Annotated in this window: 28 protein-coding genes; 8 read left to right on the top strand and 20 right to left on the bottom strand. The window is 54.8% G+C overall.

The window, feature by feature from the left end; genetic code table 11:
* Positions 1-92 precede the first annotated feature (92 nt).
* Genes rplT through thrS form a run of 4 tightly spaced genes read right to left on the bottom strand, consistent with a single transcriptional unit; the run spans position 93 to position 3,205 of the window.
* On the bottom strand, positions 93-449 hold the full coding sequence (gene rplT / locus AC1MEA_RS18005) for a 50S ribosomal protein L20 (RefSeq protein WP_047275143.1): 357 nt from the start codon (positions 447-449) through the stop codon (positions 93-95).
* Between the two features lie 28 nt (positions 450-477).
* On the bottom strand, positions 478-672 hold the full coding sequence (rpmI, locus tag AC1MEA_RS18000; RefSeq protein WP_003442181.1) for a 50S ribosomal protein L35: 195 nt from the start codon (positions 670-672) through the stop codon (positions 478-480).
* Between the two features lie 59 nt (positions 673-731).
* A complete protein-coding gene (gene infC / locus AC1MEA_RS17995) occupies positions 732-1,283 on the bottom strand; it encodes a translation initiation factor IF-3 (RefSeq protein ID WP_172668659.1) in 552 nt (183 codons plus the stop codon).
* Positions 1,283-3,205: a threonine--tRNA ligase gene (gene thrS / locus AC1MEA_RS17990; protein WP_219061987.1), complete on the bottom strand. Its 1,923-nt coding sequence runs from the start codon at positions 3,203-3,205 to the stop codon at positions 1,283-1,285. The genes infC and thrS overlap by 1 nt, the downstream gene beginning before the upstream one ends.
* A 365-nt stretch (positions 3,206-3,570) precedes the next feature.
* On the opposite strand from thrS, the gene AC1MEA_RS17985 reads away from it, so the two are divergent.
* The 3 genes from AC1MEA_RS17985 (at position 3,571) to AC1MEA_RS17975 (ending at position 4,365) form a co-directional block, all read left to right on the top strand.
* On the top strand, positions 3,571-3,870 hold the full coding sequence (locus tag AC1MEA_RS17985) for a hypothetical protein (protein WP_219061988.1): 300 nt from the start codon (positions 3,571-3,573) through the stop codon (positions 3,868-3,870).
* Complete coding sequence (locus AC1MEA_RS17980) at positions 3,845-4,039, top strand: hypothetical protein (RefSeq protein WP_449634579.1); 195 nt, start codon at positions 3,845-3,847, stop codon at positions 4,037-4,039. The genes AC1MEA_RS17985 and AC1MEA_RS17980 overlap by 26 nt, the downstream gene beginning before the upstream one ends.
* 113 nt (positions 4,040-4,152) lie before the next feature.
* Entirely contained in the window at positions 4,153-4,365 is a 213-nt protein-coding gene (locus tag AC1MEA_RS17975) for a cold-shock protein (protein WP_219061990.1), read from the top strand.
* A 70-nt stretch (positions 4,366-4,435) separates the two neighbouring features.
* On the opposite strand, the gene AC1MEA_RS17970 is transcribed toward AC1MEA_RS17975, so the two are convergent.
* Both AC1MEA_RS17970 and AC1MEA_RS17965 read right to left on the bottom strand, forming a co-directional pair.
* Positions 4,436-4,753 carry an I78 family peptidase inhibitor gene (locus tag AC1MEA_RS17970; RefSeq protein ID WP_480416961.1) on the bottom strand — a complete coding sequence of 106 codons (318 nt, stop codon included), beginning with the start codon at positions 4,751-4,753 and terminating at the stop codon, positions 4,436-4,438.
* Positions 4,754-4,914: 161 nt separating this feature from the next.
* Positions 4,915-5,220, bottom strand: a complete 306-nt coding sequence (locus AC1MEA_RS17965; RefSeq protein ID WP_480416960.1) for a hypothetical protein — start codon at positions 5,218-5,220, stop codon at positions 4,915-4,917.
* A 167-nt stretch (positions 5,221-5,387) separates the two neighbouring features.
* On the opposite strand from AC1MEA_RS17965, the gene AC1MEA_RS17960 reads away from it, so the two are divergent.
* Complete coding sequence (locus AC1MEA_RS17960; protein ID WP_219061993.1) at positions 5,388-5,585, top strand: hypothetical protein; 198 nt, start codon at positions 5,388-5,390, stop codon at positions 5,583-5,585.
* A gap of 35 nt (positions 5,586-5,620) precedes the next feature.
* Here the strand turns inward: AC1MEA_RS17960 and AC1MEA_RS17955 are convergent, their stop codons facing one another.
* From AC1MEA_RS17955 to AC1MEA_RS17925, 7 genes are all read right to left on the bottom strand, one after another.
* Positions 5,621-6,604, bottom strand: a complete 984-nt coding sequence (locus tag AC1MEA_RS17955; protein ID WP_480416959.1) for a nucleoside hydrolase — start codon at positions 6,602-6,604, stop codon at positions 5,621-5,623.
* Between the two features lie 71 nt (positions 6,605-6,675).
* Positions 6,676-7,080 carry a D-ribose pyranase gene (rbsD, locus tag AC1MEA_RS17950; protein ID WP_449634575.1) on the bottom strand — a complete coding sequence of 135 codons (405 nt, stop codon included), beginning with the start codon at positions 7,078-7,080 and terminating at the stop codon, positions 6,676-6,678.
* Positions 7,077-7,997 carry a ribokinase gene (rbsK, locus tag AC1MEA_RS17945; RefSeq protein ID WP_480416958.1) on the bottom strand — a complete coding sequence of 307 codons (921 nt, stop codon included), beginning with the start codon at positions 7,995-7,997 and terminating at the stop codon, positions 7,077-7,079. The genes rbsD and rbsK overlap by 4 nt, the downstream gene beginning before the upstream one ends.
* Positions 7,998-8,020: 23 nt before the next feature.
* Positions 8,021-9,043 (bottom strand): LacI family DNA-binding transcriptional regulator, encoded by a 1,023-nt coding sequence (locus AC1MEA_RS17940; RefSeq protein ID WP_219061997.1) that lies wholly within the window; start codon positions 9,041-9,043, stop codon positions 8,021-8,023.
* A gap of 1 nt (position 9,044) precedes the next feature.
* Positions 9,045-10,040 carry an ABC transporter permease gene (locus tag AC1MEA_RS17935; RefSeq protein ID WP_480416957.1) on the bottom strand — a complete coding sequence of 332 codons (996 nt, stop codon included), beginning with the start codon at positions 10,038-10,040 and terminating at the stop codon, positions 9,045-9,047.
* Positions 10,040-11,590 carry a sugar ABC transporter ATP-binding protein gene (locus tag AC1MEA_RS17930; protein WP_480416956.1) on the bottom strand — a complete coding sequence of 517 codons (1,551 nt, stop codon included), beginning with the start codon at positions 11,588-11,590 and terminating at the stop codon, positions 10,040-10,042. Before AC1MEA_RS17930 ends, AC1MEA_RS17935 begins: the two co-directional genes overlap by 1 nt.
* A 49-nt stretch (positions 11,591-11,639) precedes the next feature.
* A complete protein-coding gene (locus AC1MEA_RS17925; RefSeq protein ID WP_480416955.1) occupies positions 11,640-12,599 on the bottom strand; it encodes a substrate-binding domain-containing protein in 960 nt (319 codons plus the stop codon).
* A 426-nt stretch (positions 12,600-13,025) separates the two neighbouring features.
* Between AC1MEA_RS17925 and AC1MEA_RS17920 the strand changes: the two genes are divergently transcribed.
* The 3 genes from AC1MEA_RS17920 (at position 13,026) to AC1MEA_RS17910 (ending at position 15,193) form a co-directional block, all read left to right on the top strand.
* Positions 13,026-14,069, top strand: a complete 1,044-nt coding sequence (locus AC1MEA_RS17920; protein ID WP_449634592.1) for an asparaginase — start codon at positions 13,026-13,028, stop codon at positions 14,067-14,069.
* Positions 14,070-14,247: 178 nt separating this feature from the next.
* Positions 14,248-14,499 (top strand): DUF1654 domain-containing protein, encoded by a 252-nt coding sequence (locus AC1MEA_RS17915; RefSeq protein ID WP_480416954.1) that lies wholly within the window; start codon positions 14,248-14,250, stop codon positions 14,497-14,499.
* Positions 14,500-14,503: 4 nt separating this feature from the next.
* A complete protein-coding gene (locus AC1MEA_RS17910) occupies positions 14,504-15,193 on the top strand; it encodes an endonuclease (RefSeq protein WP_480416953.1) in 690 nt (229 codons plus the stop codon).
* 60 nt (positions 15,194-15,253) lie between these two features.
* Here the strand turns inward: AC1MEA_RS17910 and AC1MEA_RS17905 are convergent, their stop codons facing one another.
* Positions 15,254-15,442 (bottom strand): hypothetical protein, encoded by a 189-nt coding sequence (locus tag AC1MEA_RS17905; RefSeq protein WP_219062004.1) that lies wholly within the window; start codon positions 15,440-15,442, stop codon positions 15,254-15,256.
* Between the two features lie 416 nt (positions 15,443-15,858).
* Here AC1MEA_RS17905 and AC1MEA_RS17900 point away from each other — a divergent pair, with 416 nt between their 5' ends.
* Complete coding sequence (locus AC1MEA_RS17900; RefSeq protein ID WP_449634567.1) at positions 15,859-16,086, top strand: DUF6555 family protein; 228 nt, start codon at positions 15,859-15,861, stop codon at positions 16,084-16,086.
* A gap of 164 nt (positions 16,087-16,250) precedes the next feature.
* Here AC1MEA_RS17900 and map read toward each other — a convergent pair whose 3' ends face one another.
* From map to AC1MEA_RS17870, 6 genes are all read right to left on the bottom strand, one after another.
* A complete protein-coding gene (gene map / locus AC1MEA_RS17895; protein ID WP_219062006.1) occupies positions 16,251-17,042 on the bottom strand; it encodes a type I methionyl aminopeptidase in 792 nt (263 codons plus the stop codon).
* Positions 17,042-17,293 (bottom strand): ParD-like family protein, encoded by a 252-nt coding sequence (locus AC1MEA_RS17890; protein WP_449634566.1) that lies wholly within the window; start codon positions 17,291-17,293, stop codon positions 17,042-17,044. Before AC1MEA_RS17890 ends, map begins: the two co-directional genes overlap by 1 nt.
* Positions 17,294-17,416: 123 nt before the next feature.
* The gene (locus AC1MEA_RS17885; RefSeq protein WP_322178667.1) at positions 17,417-17,746 is read right to left on the bottom strand and encodes a helix-turn-helix domain-containing protein; all 330 of its coding nucleotides are present in this window, start codon (positions 17,744-17,746) and stop codon (positions 17,417-17,419) included.
* Between the two features lie 182 nt (positions 17,747-17,928).
* Positions 17,929-18,171 (bottom strand): FmdB family zinc ribbon protein, encoded by a 243-nt coding sequence (locus AC1MEA_RS17880; protein WP_449634565.1) that lies wholly within the window; start codon positions 18,169-18,171, stop codon positions 17,929-17,931.
* A gap of 139 nt (positions 18,172-18,310) precedes the next feature.
* On the bottom strand, positions 18,311-19,039 hold the full coding sequence (locus AC1MEA_RS17875) for a metallophosphoesterase (protein WP_449634564.1): 729 nt from the start codon (positions 19,037-19,039) through the stop codon (positions 18,311-18,313).
* Positions 19,040-19,110: 71 nt separating this feature from the next.
* A complete protein-coding gene (locus AC1MEA_RS17870) occupies positions 19,111-20,859 on the bottom strand; it encodes a sensor domain-containing diguanylate cyclase (protein ID WP_449634563.1) in 1,749 nt (582 codons plus the stop codon).
* Positions 20,860-20,894: the final 35 nt, after the last annotated feature.

Raw genomic sequence — 20,894 nt, 5'->3', positions numbered from 1 at the left:
ATACGAAATAGGGGAAGAGCTTAAAAGGCTCTTCCCCTATTTATGACGTTTAACACCGAACCCGGAAACCGGGCTCGGTGATTGTCGGGGACTTAGGCCAAAGTGGCTTTAGCTTTCTCGACAATCGCAGCAAACGCCGCTTTTTCGTTCACTGCCAGATCAGCCAGAACCTTACGGTCGATCTCAATGGACGCTTTTTTCAGACCGGCGATGAAACGGCTGTAGGACAGACCGTTAATACGAGCACCAGCGTTGATACGAGCGATCCACAAAGCGCGGAACTGACGTTTTTTCTGACGACGGTCACGGTAGGCGTACTGGCCTGCCTTGATTACCGCTTGCTTGGCTACACGGAATACGCGTGAACGCGCGCCGTAGTAACCTTTAGCCAGTTTCAGAATTTTTTTGTGACGTTTACGGGCGACTACGCCACGTTTTACACGAGCCATGATCTATTTCCTCTATTCTTGACCAAAATTAGCAAAGGCGCAGCATGCGCTTCACTTTTGCCACGTCAGACGGATGCAGCAAGCTGCTACCGCGCAATTGACGCTTACGCTTAGTGGACATTTTGGTCAGAATGTGGCTTTTGAAAGCATGCTTGTGCTTGATGCCATTAGCGGTTTTCAAAAACCGCTTAGCTGCACCACTCTTCGTTTTCATCTTTGGCATGTTCGGTACTCCGCATTCAGTTGATAAACATAACCGCAAGGCCTGCCGTGCCCTGGTGGTTACTTCTTCTTTTTCGGGGCGATGACCATGATCAGTTGGCGTCCTTCCATCTTAGGATGCTGTTCGACCGAACCGTATTCAAGCAAGTCACCTTCAACCCGCTTCAACAGTTCCATCCCCAGCTCCTGGTGGGCCATCTCACGACCACGGAATCTTAACGATACCTTGGCCCTGTCCCCATCACTCAGGAAACGTACCAGGTTGCGCAGTTTTACCTGGTAATCCCCTTCCTCCGTCCCTGGACGAAACTTGATTTCTTTAACCTGAATCTGCTTCTGGTTTTTCTTCGCCGCGGCAACCTGCTTCTTCTTCTCGAAGATCGATTTGCCGTAGTCCATCAGCTTGCAAACAGGGGGTACTGCATCGGCGGAAATTTCCACCAAATCCAGTTTGGCCTCTTCAGCCTTAAGAAGCGCGTCTTCAATTGACACAATCCCAAGCTGCTCACCCTCAGCCCCAATTAACCGAACCTCGCGTGCCGAGATATTCTCGTTGATCGGGGCCTTCGGTGCAGCTCGTTTATCTTGTCTCATTTCACGCTTAATAATAATTACTCCGAATCATGGCGACCACGCCGGGAAACCGCTTGAGCGAGAAATTCAGCGAATTGTGCGACCGGCATCGAGCCTAGGTCAGCACCTTCACGTGTCCGCACAGCGACAGTTTGCATCTCGACTTCCCGATCTCCAATCACCAAGAGATAAGGAACCTTGAGCAAAGTATGCTCGCGGATTTTAAAGCCGATCTTTTCATTTCTCAAGTCAGACTTGGCACGAAACCCGCTTTGAGCGAGAGTTTTTTCCACTTCAAGGGCAAAATCTGCCTGTTTATCAGTGATATTGAGGATCACTGCCTGAGTGGGCGCCAACCAGGCCGGGAAAGCGCCTTCGTAATGCTCGATCAAAATACCGATGAAACGCTCGAAGGAACCGAGTATCGCACGGTGCAACATGACCGGGTGCTTGCGACTGTTATCTTCCGAGACATACTCGGCGCCCAAACGGATCGGCAAGTTGAAATCGAGTTGCAATGTACCGCATTGCCATACCCGACCCAGACAATCTTTTAGCGAAAATTCAATCTTGGGGCCATAAAAGGCACCCTCGCCCGGCTGCAGATCATACGGCAAACCAGCGCTGTCGAGTGCGGCCGCCAATGCGCTTTCGGCGCGATCCCACAATTCGTCGGAACCTACACGCTTCTCGGGACGCGTCGACAGCTTGAGCTCAATGTCCTTGAAGCCAAAGTCTGCGTACACGTCCAGCGTCAATTTGATGAACGCGGCGGACTCAGCCTGCATCTGCTCTTCAGTACAGAAGATGTGAGCATCATCCTGAGTGAAAGCACGCACACGCATAATACCGTGCAATGCACCTGATGGTTCATTGCGGTGACAGGCACCGAACTCCGCCAGACGCATCGGCAACTCGCGATAGCTTTTCAAGCCCTGATTGAACACCTGTACGTGACACGGGCAGTTCATCGGCTTGATGGCGTAGTCGCGGTTCTCGGACTCGGTGGTGAACATGTTATCGGCATAGTTAGCCCAGTGACCGGATTTTTCCCACAGGGAGCGATCGACCACTTGTGGAGTTTTGATCTCCAGATAACCGTTCTCGTGCTGAACCTTGCGCATGTACTGCTCAAGAACCTGATACAGGGTCCAGCCGTTCGGATGCCAGAATACCATACCCGGCGCTTCTTCCTGGGTGTGGAACAACCCCAGGCGCTTGCCAAGCTTGCGATGATCGCGCTTTTCAGCTTCTTCGATCCGCTGGACATAGGCAGCCAGTTGCTTCTTGTCTGCCCAGGCAGTGCCATAGATTCGCTGCAACTGCTCGTTCTTGGCATCACCGCGCCAATAGGCGCCAGACAGCTTGGTCAGCTTGAACGATTTCAGGAACCGCGTATTCGGCACGTGCGGACCGCGGCACATGTCGACGTATTCTTCGTGATAATACAGGCCCATGGTCTGCTGATCGGGCATGTCTTCGACGAGACGTAGCTTGTAGTCTTCATGGCGAGCAGTGAACACTTCGATCACTTCGGCGCGCGGAGTGACTTTCTTGATGACGTCGTAATCTTTTTCGATCAACTGCTGCATGCGCTGCTCAATCGCCGACAAATCGTCTAGCGTGAACGGACGCTCGTAAGCGATATCGTAATAAAAGCCTTCATCGATCACCGGCCCGATGACCATTTTGGCTGTCGGGAACAACTGCTTGACGGCATGACCGACCAAGTGAGCGCAAGAGTGGCGAATGATCTCCAGCCCCTCTTGATCCTTGGGCGTGATGATCTGCAGGCTGACGTCGCCGTCGATGAGATCGCTGGCATCGACCAGCTGGCCATTGACCTTGCCGGCCACTGTGGCTTTAGCCAGGCCTGCGCCAATGGATAGTGCTACATCGGCTACGGAAACCGGATGATCGAATGAACGCTGACTGCCGTCGGGAAGAGTAATGGTGGGCATGGCGCCTCCTCTCCTAGTGGTGACCCCTACCAAAGGTCACGTGGGTTGGGATGAGCCAGTACAAGATCCGGTGGTATGCCTGCCTCACAGTGGCAGGAGCCCTAGGGCCAACCGTTTAACCGAACCAGAGTGACTGGAGTGAAAATAAAATAGCTATAGGTGCGACCCGTCGAGAAACACTTGATACGTCGCGGATGTTCAGGCGCCGCATGCTATCACACATGTTTGACAACAGCACTTCAACTTGAACCAAATCGGTTGCCGCGAACAAATGAAATGACCCAGTGAACTTGAGGCGACCAACGCCCCTCAAATATTGAGTGGATGTTGTGACACAGCCCCCTCACTACAAGGAGCATTCAACCATGCGTCTTTATCGCTTACTCACTCTCGCGGCCCCTATCGCCATGCTGTTGCCCCTGGCCGCCCAAGCAGCCTGGCCACCTGGCGCACGCGATCAGTACATGAACGAGTGCATCGCCACCGCCACTCAAAGTGTCGATAAGGCCACGGCCCAGACGCATTGCACCTGCGGCGCGAACGTCATCGAGAAAAAATTCAGTACAGCAGAGACGAAGGAACTAAACAGCCAGACTGCAGAAGGCGGTGCGTTACGTGCGCGATTGCTGAAAGAAATCGATGCGTCCTGCACAACCAAAAAATAAACGTGACGGCCTGGCAAAAATGGAAATCCCCGGTCAATTTCAGCCATTTTCCGACAGTACAAACAGCAAAAATGGATTTTTTTTACAGGTGGCTGAAATTGGCTGCAAGCAAGATAAATCAAGGCTTCCGGGCGCATTATCCTGTGGCTGGAGCGCATTGCTTTTGTAAACAGTCTTGCGAAAGACTTCTACATCCAAACATTTCGACTATGATAGCTCGGTGTGCCCAGTTGGCCTGAGCAGCACAGTACTACTGAAAAATTATGTTCTTGGAGATACACCATGTCTAATCGCCAAACCGGCACCGTAAAATGGTTCAACGATGAAAAAGGCTTCGGCTTTATCACTCCTAATGGTGGCGGTGACGACCTGTTCGTACACTTTAAAGCTATCGAAAGCGACGGTTTCAAAAGCCTGAAAGAAGGCCAAGCCGTTTCCTTCGTAGCCGAGAAAGGCCAGAAGGGCATGCAAGCTGCTCAGGTTCGCGCGGAGTAATTTCCCCGGACTAAAAAAACCCCGTCCATGTGACGGGGTTTTTTATGGGCGAGACAAAGGTCTCGTGCTGTCAGCCGCAGTTGACGCGAGTAATGATCGAGCGGTCATCTGCGTTCAGATTCAAGCGATCCGACCTGTATTCCAGCGTCACCATATCACTGGGCTTAAGCACGCGGGCATTCTGTGCGCCCGATTTGACGCGAGCCTGCTCCAGCAGTTCTGCGGAGGCCTGCTGACCAATGGCAAATTCCGCTGCAGTTGCATTGCATCGACCAGACCCTGCTTCAGCCGCCGAAACCACAGGCGCCTTGGGCTCAGACATACTGCTACACCCAGACAGCACGAGCGCAGCGATAACAGAACCCAACGATGCGAACTTCCAAGGCATATACGGCCTCCTCACTAAATAAACATTAACCAGAACATGTGCGACAACGGTTGCGATGCGTTTGTTGCAACGGTTACCCGCTGCCCCGCTCCAACACTGGATCCGTGGAAGTCTGCCCCAGCCGACCGACAGGCGCGCAGCCCAATCATGTCAAAACATTTTCAGTACACGTCTACATAATCAAAGCGCGGGTCAGCCCAGTTGTCTTTGAGTGCATTGAATATCTGCATGACCCAGACGCTATCACTGGCCGCCACCGGACCGACGCACCCGGAGCCCGCCGACCAGGTCTCCAATCGAAACAGCAGCCCTTCAATGGCAGTGCCACCCACGTAGGCAGATGAAATCCAGGCGATGCCCGCTTTGCTCACACGCAGCTGGTTATGGACATCGTCGTTGGCTGCAGCGATAAGTTGGCGCACAGCATCAAGGGTAAAGCTAACGGGGTTGTTTAGATCAATTTGCACGTCGGCGTCCTCGGAAATTTGGCGACAAGTTTGGCATGAGCGTCGGCTCATGCCTAAGTCGCAGTGCCAAATGATGTCCGAAATGGTTTACTTACCCGCCTCATTGCAACCGCTCAACGATGGGCGACACACGTGCAATGGCTTTTTTCGGACAATACGGGACACAAATGGCAATCGTATCAATCGACGCTGACATCAAGGCCAAATGGCCCCAAGGGCAATGTTCTTACAGCCCGGGCAGCCCGGAAGAACTGGCAATCATCGCGATAGACTTACTGTTCAAGGCATTGGGCACCGCAGGCGCCCAGGCATTCGTCAGCCAGGTCTTCGAAAAATACCCGCACGACCATTCCGCTGCCAAATAGCAGCGAATGAAGACGTGGGGTGACCTGAGAAGGACTTACTTCAAGCGCCCCAAACGTGCAGTCAGCAGATTGAAGAACCCTTGGGCGTCGCCATTTTCGACCCAGAACACGTTCTTGTCCTGCTTGAGCGTGTCGTACCAATCGGCAAGGGTCTGACCGAAGGTGATGCCTTCGCGGCTATCGATAGCCACATTGATCTGCTTCCCGGTAAATAGCTCGGGCTTGAGCAGGTAAGCGATCACACTGGCGTCATGTACCGGTCCACCGGGCAAGCCGTAATGCGCCATGTCTGCTTTGACATACTCATTGAGAATGCTGCAAACCAGCTTGCCCGCCTGATTGTTCAAGCCCGCAATCTGCTTGAGCCTTTGTTCGCTCGTGAGGATTTTATGGGTCACATCAAGCGGGATGTAGGTCAGTTTGACGCCGCTGGCAAGCACGACTTGCGCGGCATGAGGGTCGGCATAGATATTGAACTCGGCCACCGGGCTCATATTGCCGCCATTGAAATGCGCGCCCCCCATGACCACTACTTCTTTAATACCTTGCGTGATTTCCGGCGCCTGCATCAGGGCCAACGCCAAGTTGGTCTGCGGTCCAAGCATCGCGAGGGTGATACTGTGCGGAGCTGCCTTGCTCAAGGTTTCGATCAGGTAATCCACCGCATTGCCCTTGGCTATGCCCACCTTCGGCTCATGCACAGCAACACCCGGCACCCCCTCCTTGCCGTGCATGTTCTCGGCATATATCGGTGTGCGCACTAGCGGCTTTGACGCCCCAGCGTACACCGGCACCTCTTCGCGCCCAGCCCATTCACGTGCAAGCCTGGCGTTGCGCGAGGTTTTATCAAGGCGCACGTTGCCAGCCACCGTTGTGATTGCCAGTACGTTCAGCTCATCAGGCGACGCGAGGGCCAGCAGTAATGCCACCACATCGTCGGCCCCCGGATCGGTGTCAATGATCAGATCATGCTTTTCGACAGTCTGAACGACAGCGGCACTTAGTAAAGACACAAACATCACGCTCCGTAGTAAGTGCAGGTAATGGCATAGCCGTGCATGGGAGACTTCCTGTTCCGAAAGTGATGGGCTTAGAACGTCACGCCAGCGACTAAAGCAATGTTGGTGTAAGGCTGACATTCGCCCGTACGCACGATGGCCCGGGCCTTGCGACTCAGAGTCTTCAGTTCGTCATGGCTGACAAGGCGTTGCTGACCCAACTCGCCTTGCAAACTCAAACCTTCAATGACCACCAATGCCGGTGGCTGCTTGAGCAGCATTTCCTCGGCCAGCACATGGCTCTCGACCTGCATTTCCGTCAACACGACGCGCAGCACGCTGACAAGGTCCGGGGTTCCTTGTGTGAGTGCAAGATCAATAAGCTCGACACCGGGCGGCACCGGCATTCCGGCGTCGACGATCATGACAATGTCGCCATGGCCGAGGGAGGCAATCAACCGCGACAGAGCGATGTTTAGCAAAGGTGTTTTTTTCATGACTGATGGAAGCCCTGCACGTCATTAAGAGTAGGAATAGAGGGCTGAGCACCGGCACGAGTGACCGATAACGCGCCTGCAATCTGACCAAACCGAATCGCTTCGACCTCACTTTTTCCTTGCGCCAATGCTGCGGCAAACCCACCCACAAAGGTGTCGCCAGCAGCGGTGGTATCCACCGCTTGAACCTTGGGTGCAGGAAAATGCTCGACGCGCTGACCGTCGGCCAACAATGAGCCTTGGGCGCCCAGCGTAATGATGACTTTTGCCGCGCCAGCTGCCAGCAGCCGGGTCGCGGCCGCTTCTGCCGAAGCCAGCGAATCGACAGGCAAACCGCTCAAGGCGGCCGCTTCGCTTTCATTGGGAATCAGATAGTCGATCAGCGAATACCAGTCAGCAGGCAATGGTGCGCTGGCCGGCGCAGGGTTAAGAATGACGATTTTGCCCAACTCGCGGCCGCGTTTGAGGGCATAAGCAACCGTGTCCATCGGCACTTCAAGCTGACAAATGATCACATCGGCTTCAGCCAGCTTCGCATCAAACGCTGCAACGGCATCCGGCGTGAGCCGACCATTGCCCCCGGCCACGATGACAATGGCGTTCTGACTGCTGGCATCTACCACGATCAGCGCAACACCACTGGAAACACCGGCCACCGACGTCACGGCCTGACAATCGATGCGCTCGACCAACAGGCCTGCACGCAGTTGCTCGCCATAAGCGTCATCGCCAACGCAACCTATCATGGCGACACTGGCCCCCAGACGCGCAGCGGCTACGGCTTGATTGGCGCCCTTGCCTCCCGGCACGATCGCGAATGAGTCGCCCGCTAACGTTTCCCCGGCGCGAGGCAGGCGCTCGGCACGGGTGACCAGGTCCATATTCAAGCTGCCCACTACCACTACTTTTGCTTGCATGCGTCAGCACTCTTTAATCTGTTTCAGCGGAAAGCGTTGAAGATATTGGTTGGGGGCGCCGTGGACTCGCGCAGGACAATGCCGGGCTTCACGATCCGATGCTCGACAGCCGTCGCAGCGGGCGCAGCGATGCGCCGCAACAATACCTCGGCGGCCATTTCACCCAATTTCAGGATCGACTGCCCAACAGTGGTCAGCGCTGGATACACGTAGCGACTCATCTGAATATCGTCGAACCCAATGACCGACAAATCACTGGGGACGCGGATGTTGCGCTCGGCGGCGGCGCGCAAAACGCCAATGCCAATCATGTCGTTACCGGCAAATATCGCGGTCGGCGGATTTTGCGCCAGGAGTTCCACGGCAGCCTGATAGCCAGCGGGACTGGTGAAGTCGCTTTCCACCACCCACTCGTTCGGTACGGGCACCTGTGCTTCATGCATGGCGCGGCGATAACCCGCCAGGCGCATCTGGGCGACGCTCGTTTCCGCTGGCCCGCAAATGCAGGCAATATGACGATGACCGAGCTCAAGCAAGTGGCAGGTCGCCAGATACGCACCCAGCTCATGATCAATACGCACCAGATCGGCAACGATGCCTTCCAGATCTCGGTCGACAATCACCATCGGCGTACGCACGGCGGCTAAACCGGCCGCCAATCCGGCGTCGCCGCCCACTGACGAGACAATCAGGCCATCGACACGTTTTTCCAGGAGCACGCGCAAGTAGCTGCGTTGTTTTTCCGGGTTATCGTCGGAGTTGCACAAGATCACGCAAAACCCATTGCGCTCGCAGTAGTCCTCTATGCCCCGCGCCAACTCGGCAAAGTACGGGTTGATCCCGTTAGGAATCAGCAGGCCGATGGTCGACGTCGCCTTGGCTTTAAGGGATCGAGCCACGGCACTCGGCACATAGTCGAGTTGAATGATCGCCGCCTCGACCTTCCGGCGGACTTCGTCACTGACCGGGCGCGACTTATTCAGGACATGGGACACCGTCGTGTAGGAAATTCCCGCCAACGCGGCTACATCTTTGATCGTGGACATATCAAGCCTTCCGACGTGCGCGATTGCTGCGATAGGTATCAAGCACCACGGCGACAACGATTACCGCGCCCGTGATGATGCGTTTGGTCGGTTCGGTCGCTCCGATCTGTGCTAATCCGGCAGCAAGTACCGAGATAATCAGGACACCGAAGAACGTACTGATCACAGAACCGCGCCCGCCCATCAGGCTGGTTCCCCCAATGACGACCGCCGCGATCACCTGCAATTCCAGACCGGAGCCAGCGTTAGGGTCTGCGGCTTCCAGACGCGAGATCTGAAACAGCGCTGCGACCCCAGCCAACAGCCCCATCAGTGAAAACACCAGAATTTTATAGGGTTTTGGATTGATGCCGGCCAAACGGACTGCTTCTTCATTGGTGCCAATACCGATCAGGTAACGGCCGAACACGGTACGGGTCAGCACGGCCTGGGCGATGAAGATGATCAGCAGCGCAATGATGAAGGACGGAGAGACCCCGAAAGCGACCGGGTTCGATAGCCACGCGAACGCGTCACCGATATAAGCGGTTCGCGACCCCGTCATCTGGTAGGCCACACCACGGGCCATTTCCAGCACGCCGAGGGAAACGATAAACGATGGAATGCGCCAAGCCACCGTAATCGAACCGGTTATGGTGCCCGCGACAGCCGCGCAGGCCATGCCCAGCAAGGCTGCTGGCACGACGCCCCAGCCCCAGCCGAGGATCGCCACACTGACTGCAGACGCTGCAAGTGCCAGAACAGAACCCACCGACAAGTCGATGCCGCCGATGATCAGGATGAAAGTCATGCCCACCGCCAGCACCATCAAGTCCGGGATCTGATTGGCGAGGGTGCTGAAGGTCTCATAAGACAGGAAGTGATCACTGAGCACGGAAAACAACGCAATCATTGCGAATAACGCACCGGCCAGTCCCAGGTAGGTGCCGAGGCCGAAATAATGACTGCTGCGCTTGCCCGACGAAGGCAACATTTGGGGTGTGGCTGAGGTTTTCATCAATTGTTCCTGGGCGCGGCGTCGGTGAGCCGCGCATCACGTTTTTGGTAGCCGGCAAACGCGGCGGCAAGCAATTCATCCTGGGTCCAGGTGTCGCGTTCGAAGGTATCGATCAAACGCCCGGCCGATAGCACCCCGATGCGATCGCAGATCAGCATCAATTCACGCAGATCACTCGACACGACGACCAGCGCCCTGCCCTTGCGCGTCAACTCTCCCAGCAACGCATAGATATCGAATTTGGCACCAACATCAATGCCTCGGGTCGGCTCGTCGAACAGCATCACTGTGCAGTCACGTTCAAGCCAGCGGCCGATGACGACTTTTTGCTGATTGCCACCGGACAGCTCGGAGACACATTGCGCCGGGCTGGCGCTGCGAATGCGCATGGCATCGACCTGACGCTGGGCCAGGCGCAGTTCATCATGACGATTGACCACACCGTCTTTGGAAATTGCCGGCATATTGCCCAGCGCGATATTGGCGCTGATCGATTGGGTCAGTAGCAGACCTTCGCCCTTGCGGTCCTCGGTAATCAGCGCAATACCCTGCTTGACGGCATCGACTGGCGAACGGATGGTCACTGGTTGCAGGGGACTGCCAATCTCGATGCCGCCCGTGTCGGCGACGTCAGCACCATAGATCAGGCGCAGAAGCTCGGTGCGCCCGGCGCCGATCAATCCTGAAATACCGAAAATCTCGCCGCTACGCACCTCGAAAGAGACATCGCGCACCTTGTCTGCGCGACCCAGGCCTTTTACCGCCAGGGCAACGTCGCCTATCTGACGTGGACCGAGGTCGATCTGCTCACCCAGTTCACGCCCGACCATCAGCGTGACCAGTTGCTCGCTGTTGTAGTCAGCCATCGGTTCGATACACACCAACCGACCGTCACGCAGCACAGCAATGCGCTGTGCAACCCGGGCCAGCTCTTCCAGCCGATGGGAGATATAAATGATCGACACCCCTCGGGCTTGCAGACGAGTGATCTGCTCGAACAGCATCTCGACTTCTCGAGACGTCAACATCGCGGTGGGTTCGTCGAGAATCAGGACATGGCAGTCACCGATCAGGTTGCGGGCAATCTCAATCATCTGCTGATGCCCGATCCCCAGCTCGCTGACCAGCGTGTCCGGGTCAATAGCATCCAGCCCGACCTGAGCCATGGCCTGAATAGCATCAGCGCGCAGTTGCTTGCGATTGATCCAGCCTGCACGACTCGGCAGGTTGTCCAGGAACAGATTTTCCGCCACGGACAACGTGGGCAGCAGATTCAACTCCTGCATGACCATGCGAATACCCAGCTTTTCCGCCTGGGTTCGACTGCCGGGTTCGTAAGCCTGCCCCTGAAATTGCATCTGCCCGGTCGTGGGCGAGAGCAGCCCGCCGATGATCTTCGACAGGGTACTTTTACCGGCGCCATTTTCACCCGTCAGGGCCAGCACCTCCCCGCGCAGAAGCGTCAGGTCGATGTCGCTGAGAACCGGTTGGGCGTAGGTTTTACCGATGCCGCTGACAGATAGAACAGCCGCCTGAGCAGACGCAGACATAACACTCTCCAGGCGCCCGCCACGATGAGCGAACGCTGCATGCGGGAAACTACTGCTTGGTGATCAGTTCAACTGGCGTTTCGATCACGCCATTGGCGGCGCCCTCGACAGCTTCACCCTTGAGCATTTTCAGCGCAGTCTGGATACCGAACACCGCCTGTCTGGCCGCGAACTGATCGGCAGTGGCCAATATGCGGCCGTCCTGCAGCATGGGCTTGATGGCGTTGATGTTGTCGTAACCCACCACTTTTACCTTACCCGCCTTACCTGCCGCACGAACCGCCGAGACCGCGCCCAGCGCCATGCTGTCGTTACCGGCCAGCAACGCCTTGAGATTCGGGTACTCGTTGAGCATGGCCGAGGCTACGGCGTTGCCTTTATCGATTTCCCAGTTACCCGATTGCGTAGAGACGATCTTCATCTGCGCAGCATCCATGGCATCTTTGAAGCCGGCCGTGCGTTGCTGAGCATTAGTGGTGGTCGAAACACCTTCGATAATGCCGACCTGATCACCTGCAGCCAACTGCCTGGCGAGGTAATCGCCCACCAAGCGTGCGCCTTTGCGATTGTCCGGGCCTACGAACGGCACGCTGATGCCTTTGCTTTTCAGCACATCGGCGTCCAGCTGGTTATCAATGTTAACCACGATAATACCGGCATCCCTGGCCCGCTTGATCACTGTCACCAGTGCCTTGGAGTCCGCAGGTGCAATGACCAACGCGTTGACCTTTTGAACGATCATCTGGTCGACGATAGCGATCTGGGCGCTGGTGTCCGACTCATTCTTGATGCCATTGGAGATGAGATCAAAATCAGCCGAATGCTCTTTCTGGTAGGCCTTGGCGCCGTCTTCCATGGTCAGGAAGAACTCATTGGCCAACGACTTCATCACCAGCGCGACTTTGGGCTTTTCCGTTGTTTGAGCATGCGCAGCAGAAAGCGGCAGGATGGCAGAGGCCGCAGTGAGCATGGCAACAGCGAGAAGACGTGCAGCGAATGGCAGCTTCATGAGTTCACTCCGATCTTATGATTATTTTTGCATCGATTGCGTGCGCGCAAACGTTTGCTTTGCCGGACTATGAGAACGGCAGCTATTTTTGTCAACCGTCACGGCGCGCCGCCATACGAGATAACAAAGTCACGGGGCGCCGTTCCTCCATTCTGTTTTCGGATAGCCGAACAGCAAAGCTTCCAATGTTCGGAAAGCCGAATACCGGCACACACACTTTTAAAAATAAATCGTTATAAATCAATATATTAAGTCAATACTCAATGATCAACTCTGTTGGTACAGATCATGCTCTTGTCTAGTGCGTTCCGGGTCAGGCGTGCCTGTCACAGGTCCGCAAGGCTCATGAATCAAGCACTGTCATAACAAGAGAAATAAAAATTGAAAACTATATTCCATAGCTTCGTACCCTGCGCCCTTGCCCTGATGCTGCTGTTGCCGACAGGCGTTTCAGCCAAAGAAGCAGAGCAACAACAAAAGCTCGCTAACGTCGTCATTCTTGCCACTGGCGGTACCATCGCTGGCGCTGGCGCGAGCGCTGCCAACAGCGCGACTTACCAGGCGGCCAAGGTTGGTATTGATAAATTGATTGCCGGTGTGCCGGAGTTGAGTGCACTGGCCAATGTGCGCGGCGAACAAGTCATGCAAATCGCCTCGGAAAGCATCACCAACGAAAACCTGCTGCAACTGGGTAGACGTGTCGCCGAACTGGCCGACAGCAACGATGTGGACGGCATCGTGATCACCCACGGCACCGACACCCTGGAAGAAACGGCCTACTTCCTCAATCTGGTAGAGAAAACCGACAAGCCCATCGTTGTCGTAGGCTCCATGCGTCCAGGCACAGCGATGTCTGCTGATGGCATGTTGAACCTGTACAACGCGGTTGCCGTTGCGAGCAGCAAAGAGGCACGTGGCAAGGGTGTTCTAGTGACCATGAACGACGAGATTCAGTCGGGTCGCGACGTCAGCAAAATGATCAATATCAAGACCGAAGCCTTTAAAAGCGCATGGGGCCCCTTAGGCATGGTGGTCGAAGGCAAGTCCTACTGGTTCCGCTTGCCCGCCAAGCGTCACACCATGGATTCGGAATTCGACATCAAGCAAATCAGCACGCTGCCTAAAGTCGATATTGCCTACTCCTATGGAAATGTCTCGGACACTGCTTACAAGGCACTGGCCCAGGCCGGCGCAAAAGCGATCATCCACGCAGGCACTGGCAACGGTTCGGTATCGTCCAACGTTGTGCCGACCTTGCAGGCCTTGCGTAAAGACGGCATTCAGATCATCCGCTCATCCCACGTTAACGCTGGCGGTTTCGTACTGCGCAATGCGGAACAACCTGATGACAAATACGATTGGGTCGTCGCTCACGACCTGAACCCTCAAAAAGCCCGCATTCTTGCAATGGTCGCGCTGACCAAGACCAACGACAGCAAAGAGCTGCAACGGATTTTCTGGGAGTATTGATCATTCCTGCACCTGCCCGCTCGCGCGGCACCGCGCAGAGCGGGCAGGTGCGACTCCATCTTGCTGCCAGACCTTAGCGCTTTGTTCCTACACTCCAGGACAGAGACTCGACAAACAGTTGCGAAAATTCTTACGCTGAAATACTGTATGCACGTACAGCAAACCAAGGATTTCCTCCGTGGCAAAGAATTCTGCAGCAACACCTTCAGCCCCTAGCGCCTACGAACGACTCGGCATCCGGGTCCAGAAAATTATCAACTCTCCGACCTCGCAAAAGGCTCGGGCAGCACTGATATACCGATTGACCGATGAAGTAGAAGACGATTGGAATCAGTTACTTGAAGAAATAGCCGAGAACGACAACGTCACCCTAGCCTACCGCGATGACGGTGGCGTGCAGATATTCTGGACCGTGCCGAAGGAAGATTGACGGCATGATTGTCCGAATAATTGCCCTGCTGGCTCTGAGTGTCTGCATCAACGCCCATGCCGACGCGCCTCGCACCTTCAGTGAAGCAAAAAAGATCGCCTGGGGCCTGTATGCACCGCAGTCGACAGAGTTCTATTGCGGCTGCAAATACAGCGGTAACCGGGTCAATCTCGCCGCTTGCGGTTATGTTCCGCGCAAAAATGCCAACCGCGCGAAGCGAATCGAATGGGAGCACATTGTGCCTGCCTGGCAAATCGGCCATTTACGTCAATGTTGGCAAAACGGAGGCCGGAAGAACTGCACAAAAAACGACCCTGTTTACCAACGCGCCGAAGCTGATCTGCATAATCTGGTGCCCAGTATTGGCGAGGTGAACGGTGACAGAAACAACTTCAGCTTCGGCTGGCTTCCGGTTCAGACGGGACAGTACGGTTCTTGCCTGACGCAGGTGGACTTCAAAGCAAAGAAAGTAATGCCACGCCCGTCAATTCGCGGAATGATCGCCAGAACGTATTTTTATATGAGTAAGCAATACCGCCTGCCCTTGTCCAAACAGGATCGCCAACTCTATGAGGCCTGGAACAAGACTTATCCTGTCGATACGTGGGAAATTCAGCGCAATCAACGCGTGGCGTGTGTGATGGGCCGAGGCAACGCCTTCGTTGGCCCCGTTAACCTGAAAGCCTGCACATAACAGCAAAAAAGCCCGGCACTTGAAAAAGTGTCGGGCTTTTTATCGCGGCTGGACCAGATTTTATGGCGCCTCAGCCGCATCCTCTTCCGCCTGAATGCGCAGAGATCGCTGGATCATCAACTCCGACGCGTAATCAGCGGCCAGTTCGGCAGCATCAAGCGGCTCGATGGCACCGCGACTGATCAACCCGGTCAAGGCGGAGGCTGCAAACATATCCCAAATGTCTTGTTCATCATCAAGCAGTGACATGCGTACTTCCTCATTTGAATGTAGACGGCACTGTAACACCAGATGCCTGACTTCACCGTCTGACTTCCCCCTCAGAAACACCAAAAACCGTAAGCCACTCAACCGTTTCAGCTGTGCGTAGGCAGAGTGCCACTGATCGGATAGGCATTCTAATTAATACAAAATAGTGCAAAACGGTGTAATTATTTTTGCGGGAGTGACCCCGACTAAAGCACGGCAGTCCTGAGCCTGATATCGGGCAAAACACTTCACCACGTAATGGCATCCGCGCCGTAGCCGCTTGAAATTGTTTGCATGCCTGCATCGACGTAGAAATGAAAAGTAGTGCGTTACGCGTTCTGCGTTGATGCCCTACAGGTACAAGGGAGCGTACATATTTTCTGAGACGTGATACGTCTAAGGAGCGGAGGGGCGATATGGATCAGTTGAAAGCGTTCGAGATTAATTATCACTTCAAGGGGCAGTGTCGGCATTTTTTTCATGAGGCCCTGCACCTGTGCGAGAGCGATGCATTGCACTTCGCTACGCTGCATGCGGGGGTAGGAAGCGTCAACGACAATGTAGCGGCAGGCCCCGTCCGGCTGGCACTCCGGCAGGCTGAAGGTTTCGGTGTTACCGACGTTCAATGGCGGCGAGCCACGTAGCCGTGGTGTCCTCCCTGCACGATGCGGCTCTGATCATCCATGAGCCGGCCAGAACTGCATCGCATCAGGGGAACAGCAAGCAGACTACAGGCAGTGTCGAATATTCGTCATCCCGACAATTGTGACTTTATTGGTCTGCCCATGTGCATGGAACCGCAGAACGCTCAGACAGGCGCATATTCGCCGGTACCCTCAGGCCAGGGCGTCAGCAGTTCAAAACCAGTCTCAGTGACAGCAACCATATGCTCCCATTGAGCAGAGAGGGATTGATCGCGGGTCAGTACCGTCCAGCCATCGGGCAGCACCCTGGTCCCAGGCTTGCCGACATTGATCATCGGCTCGATGGTAAACACCATGCCCGGTTTGAGCTTGAGCCCTTGCCGTGAGCTACCGTAATGCAGCACCTGCGGTTCTTCGTGGTAGTTACGACCAATGCCATGTCCGCAGTATTCGCGTACGACGCTGAAGCCCTCGCGGTGCGCTACCGTCTGAATGGCATGACCGATATCGCCCAAGGTCGCTCCGGGTCGGACCGCGTGAATCCCGGCGAGCGTTGCCTCGTAAGTGGTGTGCACCAAGCGCTTCGCGGTCGGGCTGACGTCTCCCACGAAATACATCCGACTGGTATCACCAAACCAACCATCCTTGATCACAGCCACGTCAATATTGACGATATCCCCATCCTTGAGAATATCCGACGCCGATGGGATTCCGTGGCAGACCACAGTGTTCGGCGAAATACAGGTGGATTTGGTAAAGCCGTGATAGCCGATGTTCGCTGGAATAACCTTCAACTCATCGACGATATACGCGTGACAAATCTTATCCAGCGCTTCAGTGCTGACGCCAGCTTTGACATGACTGCCAATCATGGCGAGCACATCCGCAGCCAACCTTCCGGCAACCCGAAGCTTGACCAGATCATCTTCAGTCTTGATGCTGATACCCGCACCCATTACAACGCCTCCTGCAAATTATCCATCGACGGCGAGAGAGCGAACGGGGTTACCGACAGAACAGTGCCACCGGCATTTTCGGCACGAATGAGTAATTGGCAAATGTCGCTGTAATTGAGTGCCGGATGCAGTTCAGCCATCATGCCGATCTTCATCCAATGCTCAGCTTGAGCATTGATAGAGCGGCTTAGCGCTGCGCTGGCGGTCCGAGCATTGGCATGCATGTGTTCCGAAATTTTTACCAGGCCCACAGGATCACCTCAGAAATATAATATATGAATCATATACGCTTCATATATCAACGATCAAGAGCGAGGGGCAGGTAGAGAACGCGTTGCAGAAGAAACGGGATGTAGCAGCCCAGCAAGACACTGCTATTCAGTCAGGCATTCCGATAACGACAGCGCCAACTGGCTGATCGCATCCTGGTCCAGGTCGGTCAGTGCACGGTAGTGGATGATCACATTTCTTTCCGCATCACTGAGACTGTCGATGCGCAACGGCGTTCGGCAGCCGGAGAGGAGATAGAGCACATCGACGCCCTTGACACCCAGCGCCGCCAAATAGTCCGAGCGGGGGGTACGCTCGCCACTTTCATACTTGCCTTGCGCATTGGCCTCTACGCCGCCAATTGCAGCAAATTCCTGCTGAGAAAGCCCTAGGGTCTTTCGCTCTTCCTTCAACCGCGAACCAAGATGATTCATTTGGGTTTACCTAAAGAAGAATGTCACTCATAACGATACGCTCACTTTGCCCGCGACGTTGGATAATCAGGCAGGCGCGGCTTGCCGCTACCTGACAGTCGGCCGCCTTCCTCCATCAGAATAGGGCGATAAGCCCCCCCCCTCGACCCTAAATCGCTGGACGCTTTGGTAGTGGCGCGCGATCAGCACATGACCAAGTCGCGTTCAGAGGTGTCAATCATTGGCGCATCGTTGATATCGATATGGCGCTGCTGCTCAAGCCATGTACGTGCCTTTTCAACACTGAAGGACTGATTTTTCGCTTTAATCTCGGCGAAAAACGTCCCACTCACCCGATAGTGGCCGCAGTCGGGACAGCGCAATTCAACCCAATCACTCATGGTCTGGAGGCGCTCGGCGCCCGCGTTACAAATCAAGCAATTCATACCGAACTTCCTTTAATTCACGACGTAACAACTGTAGTTGGCAAATGCCACCAAAGGATCACCGGGGTCGTGATAAACATTGTAACTCCCCCCTTCTGTGATCGATCCACAGATCAGTGCCTGGAACGAGACGCTCGAGTCATATCCCTTCTTCGTCGGGTTTCGTGGGTCGCGGCGAAATGATTTCGAGCGTAGCCAGATTCACCAGCGTGAAATAACCGCTGCCATCAAAACGCCAACCACCCGTATCAATGTGGAAAACGTTGCCCAGCAGCTCGGGTTGGCTCAAAGGGGAATGACCGACAAACAGGGCGCGCACGTCGGGTATTCCACTGGAATCTCTGAGACGAAGGCGCTCACGCGACCATTGGCAGTATTCCGCAAGACGCCCCGAATCCGGCAGATGCCCCAAAAGCGCGCCACGAAGCAATGCCCAGGTAGGTGTCGGACAGTCAGCATGCACCATGCCGATCAGCCCTGACGGGGTATCGACCTCAATAGCGATGGGCATCTGCTTAAAATAGACGGCGAACTTCTGCTGCTCGCTGGGGGCAAGCCTGAGAAACCAGGCGCCACCGCTTGCCCGATACATCGGATAATCAAGATCGTTGTGCTGTACATGCTTGATAGCCAACGCTTCATGATTGCCCTGCACCGCAAAAAACCAGGGCTGGGCCAGCCAATCGAGAACCTGTTCACTTTCAGGGCCACGATCAACCACGTCTCCTACGCTAAACAAGCGATCGACCTCCGGAGCGAAGCCGACCCCCTCTAACGCAGCTTGCAGGCGAGTGAAATGCCCATGGATATCACCCACGACGAAGTCACGGCCCTGCGTGTTTCTTTCAAAGTGTTTGAACCTGCTCACGCCGCGCCCTCCCCTTCGTCGATCAAAATGCCCGCTTCGCCAGGCAATTCTTCAACGCTCAGAATGACCGGTCAGGGCTTAAGCGGAAACTCTTCGTCCTGTTCTGACAAGCTTTTCCCGTCATCTGGATGCTTCCAGTCTTGGGGAGGAGGATTTTCGTCCTCGGTAGGGAGGTCATTGTCCTGATCAGGCATTCCCGATCCGGAGTCTGGAGAATGAGCACCGCCTTGTGTTTTTGGATCAGTATTCATATGCACCTCGCTATGGAACGAACCCTCTGTCGTCGCCTCGCTAAAAGACACTGACATATTGCGCCCCGACTCTTTAGCAGAATAAAGCGCTGAATCAGCGCGTTCAATAAACTGCTCGATATTCCCGGCGACGCCTGGAAAACAGGTATAGCACCCGAGGCTTATGGTGAGGTTACCCAGCGGGTTACGTTGATGAATAATATGTTCACTCACAACCCCCAGCCTGATTTTTTCCGCGATGACAAATGCGCCCTTCTCATCCGTATCAGGCAGAAGCACCGCGATTTCCTCGCCACCATAGCGCACCGCAAGGTCGGCCTCCCGCTGCAAAGACTCACGGACAACACGTGCCACTGCGGCGATGCAGTGATCGCCAGCAACGTGACCATAGGCATCATTGAAGCTTTTAAAATAATCGATATCTAACATGATCAGGCTTATTGGGAGGGTCGTCCGTGCGCCTCGCTTAAACTCAATGTTCAAGGTTTCCTCAAAAAGCCTACGGTTCGCAAGGCCTGTCAGACCGTCGTGCGTTGCCATAATCTGCAAATCGGCTTTCGCGCTGCGTAAATCGGTTTCGACACGCTGACCGTTCCGCAACTGCTGTATGAATAACACCCCGAACAGGCAATTGATGACGAGCACGGCCCCAATGATCGCGGCAGATTTGTACACATTGTTTTGCCATTCGTTAAGAATGGAATCTCTAGAGATGGCGGCTACCACTATCAACGGATAGGTTTTCAGCTGCTGGTATCCGCAGAGCCTTACGGTCTGATCAACCACTGACGTTATCATTGCGGTGCCGGAACTGGACCGGGGCAGATAGTTTTTAAGTATCTCCCCTTGTGCGACAGACGTACCGATCAACGCGTCGTTGAATGGGCGTCTGGCCAAGAGCGTCCCATCGGTTAGCGCGATAAACATCGCACCGTTTTTGTTGATATCGAAACCTTCAAAGAACTTATCGAAATAAGACATCCTGATGGCCGCCAACACCACACCGTTGAAATGCCCTTCTCGGTCATTCACCCGACGGGAGATAGGAACAACCCACTCGCCCGTCGCTCGACTTTGGATCGCATGCCCGATCCGCGGGCCCAGGTTGTCATTATTTTGATGGTAGATGAAATAGTCTCGATCAGAACTGTTCATCTCCGCTGGAATGCCAGTAAACGAAGTGACTACCCATTGACCGTTCTTATCAAAAAAGAACAGTCCATGCAGTTGTTCAATCGCCTTCACGCGCTCGACAAAAACCTCATGCAAACGGTCTACCTGACCAGAGCCGTAACCGTCCGCTTGCAGCCATCCCACCAATCCGGTCAGTACAATATCGGCTTCGTCAAACGTGTCCTCCGCCTCTTGCGCCATCGAGCGCGCGAGGTTTGAAGACGCTATCTCAGCTTGCTCCAGCTCGTGGGCCTTGGATTGTTGCAGTTGAAGCAAAGACAAACCGATGATGGACGAACAGACCACGAGGATGAATATCACCGCACATTTCAGCATCGGTATGCGTTTTAACTCTTCAGCGGGCGAGGCGATCACAGCATTTATAAGTGGAGGCACTGACTAATCCTGATAATGCGGTGTTGTCGCTTAAT

The sequence above is a fragment of the Pseudomonas sp. ASL8 genome, from assembly GCF_056680355.1.
Note: the sequence above shows the minus strand (reverse complement) of the source record. Positions and strands in the feature narration are given on the sequence as shown.

Excerpts from the sequence above, each read along its gene's own strand:
- rplT (WP_047275143.1), bottom strand. The coding sequence starts at position 449 with ATGGCTCGTGTAAAACGTGGCGTAGTCGCCCGTAAACGTCACAAAAAA.
- rpmI (WP_003442181.1), bottom strand. The coding sequence starts at position 672 with ATGCCAAAGATGAAAACGAAGAGTGGTGCAGCTAAGCGGTTTTTGAAA.
- thrS (WP_219061987.1), bottom strand. The coding sequence starts at position 3,205 with ATGCCCACCATTACTCTTCCCGACGGCAGTCAGCGTTCATTCGATCAT.
- AC1MEA_RS17985 (WP_219061988.1), top strand. The coding sequence starts at position 3,571 with ATGCGTCTTTATCGCTTACTCACTCTCGCGGCCCCTATCGCCATGCTG.
- AC1MEA_RS17980 (WP_449634579.1), top strand. The coding sequence starts at position 3,845 with ATGCGTCCTGCACAACCAAAAAATAAACGTGACGGCCTGGCAAAAATG.
- AC1MEA_RS17975 (WP_219061990.1), top strand. The coding sequence starts at position 4,153 with ATGTCTAATCGCCAAACCGGCACCGTAAAATGGTTCAACGATGAAAAA.
- AC1MEA_RS17970 (WP_480416961.1), bottom strand. The coding sequence starts at position 4,753 with ATGCCTTGGAAGTTCGCATCGTTGGGTTCTGTTATCGCTGCGCTCGTG.
- AC1MEA_RS17960 (WP_219061993.1), top strand. The coding sequence starts at position 5,388 with ATGGCAATCGTATCAATCGACGCTGACATCAAGGCCAAATGGCCCCAA.
- AC1MEA_RS17955 (WP_480416959.1), bottom strand. The coding sequence starts at position 6,604 with ATGTTTGTGTCTTTACTAAGTGCCGCTGTCGTTCAGACTGTCGAAAAG.
- rbsD (WP_449634575.1), bottom strand. The coding sequence starts at position 7,080 with ATGAAAAAAACACCTTTGCTAAACATCGCTCTGTCGCGGTTGATTGCC.
- rbsK (WP_480416958.1), bottom strand. The coding sequence starts at position 7,997 with ATGCAAGCAAAAGTAGTGGTAGTGGGCAGCTTGAATATGGACCTGGTC.
- AC1MEA_RS17940 (WP_219061997.1), bottom strand. The coding sequence starts at position 9,043 with ATGTCCACGATCAAAGATGTAGCCGCGTTGGCGGGAATTTCCTACACG.
- AC1MEA_RS17935 (WP_480416957.1), bottom strand. The coding sequence starts at position 10,040 with ATGAAAACCTCAGCCACACCCCAAATGTTGCCTTCGTCGGGCAAGCGC.
- AC1MEA_RS17930 (WP_480416956.1), bottom strand. The coding sequence starts at position 11,590 with ATGTCTGCGTCTGCTCAGGCGGCTGTTCTATCTGTCAGCGGCATCGGT.
- AC1MEA_RS17925 (WP_480416955.1), bottom strand. The coding sequence starts at position 12,599 with ATGAAGCTGCCATTCGCTGCACGTCTTCTCGCTGTTGCCATGCTCACT.
- AC1MEA_RS17920 (WP_449634592.1), top strand. The coding sequence starts at position 13,026 with ATGCTGCTGTTGCCGACAGGCGTTTCAGCCAAAGAAGCAGAGCAACAA.
- AC1MEA_RS17910 (WP_480416953.1), top strand. The coding sequence starts at position 14,504 with ATGATTGTCCGAATAATTGCCCTGCTGGCTCTGAGTGTCTGCATCAAC.
- AC1MEA_RS17905 (WP_219062004.1), bottom strand. The coding sequence starts at position 15,442 with ATGTCACTGCTTGATGATGAACAAGACATTTGGGATATGTTTGCAGCC.
- AC1MEA_RS17900 (WP_449634567.1), top strand. The coding sequence starts at position 15,859 with ATGGATCAGTTGAAAGCGTTCGAGATTAATTATCACTTCAAGGGGCAG.
- map (WP_219062006.1), bottom strand. The coding sequence starts at position 17,042 with ATGGGTGCGGGTATCAGCATCAAGACTGAAGATGATCTGGTCAAGCTT.
- AC1MEA_RS17885 (WP_322178667.1), bottom strand. The coding sequence starts at position 17,746 with ATGAATCATCTTGGTTCGCGGTTGAAGGAAGAGCGAAAGACCCTAGGG.
- AC1MEA_RS17880 (WP_449634565.1), bottom strand. The coding sequence starts at position 18,171 with ATGAATTGCTTGATTTGTAACGCGGGCGCCGAGCGCCTCCAGACCATG.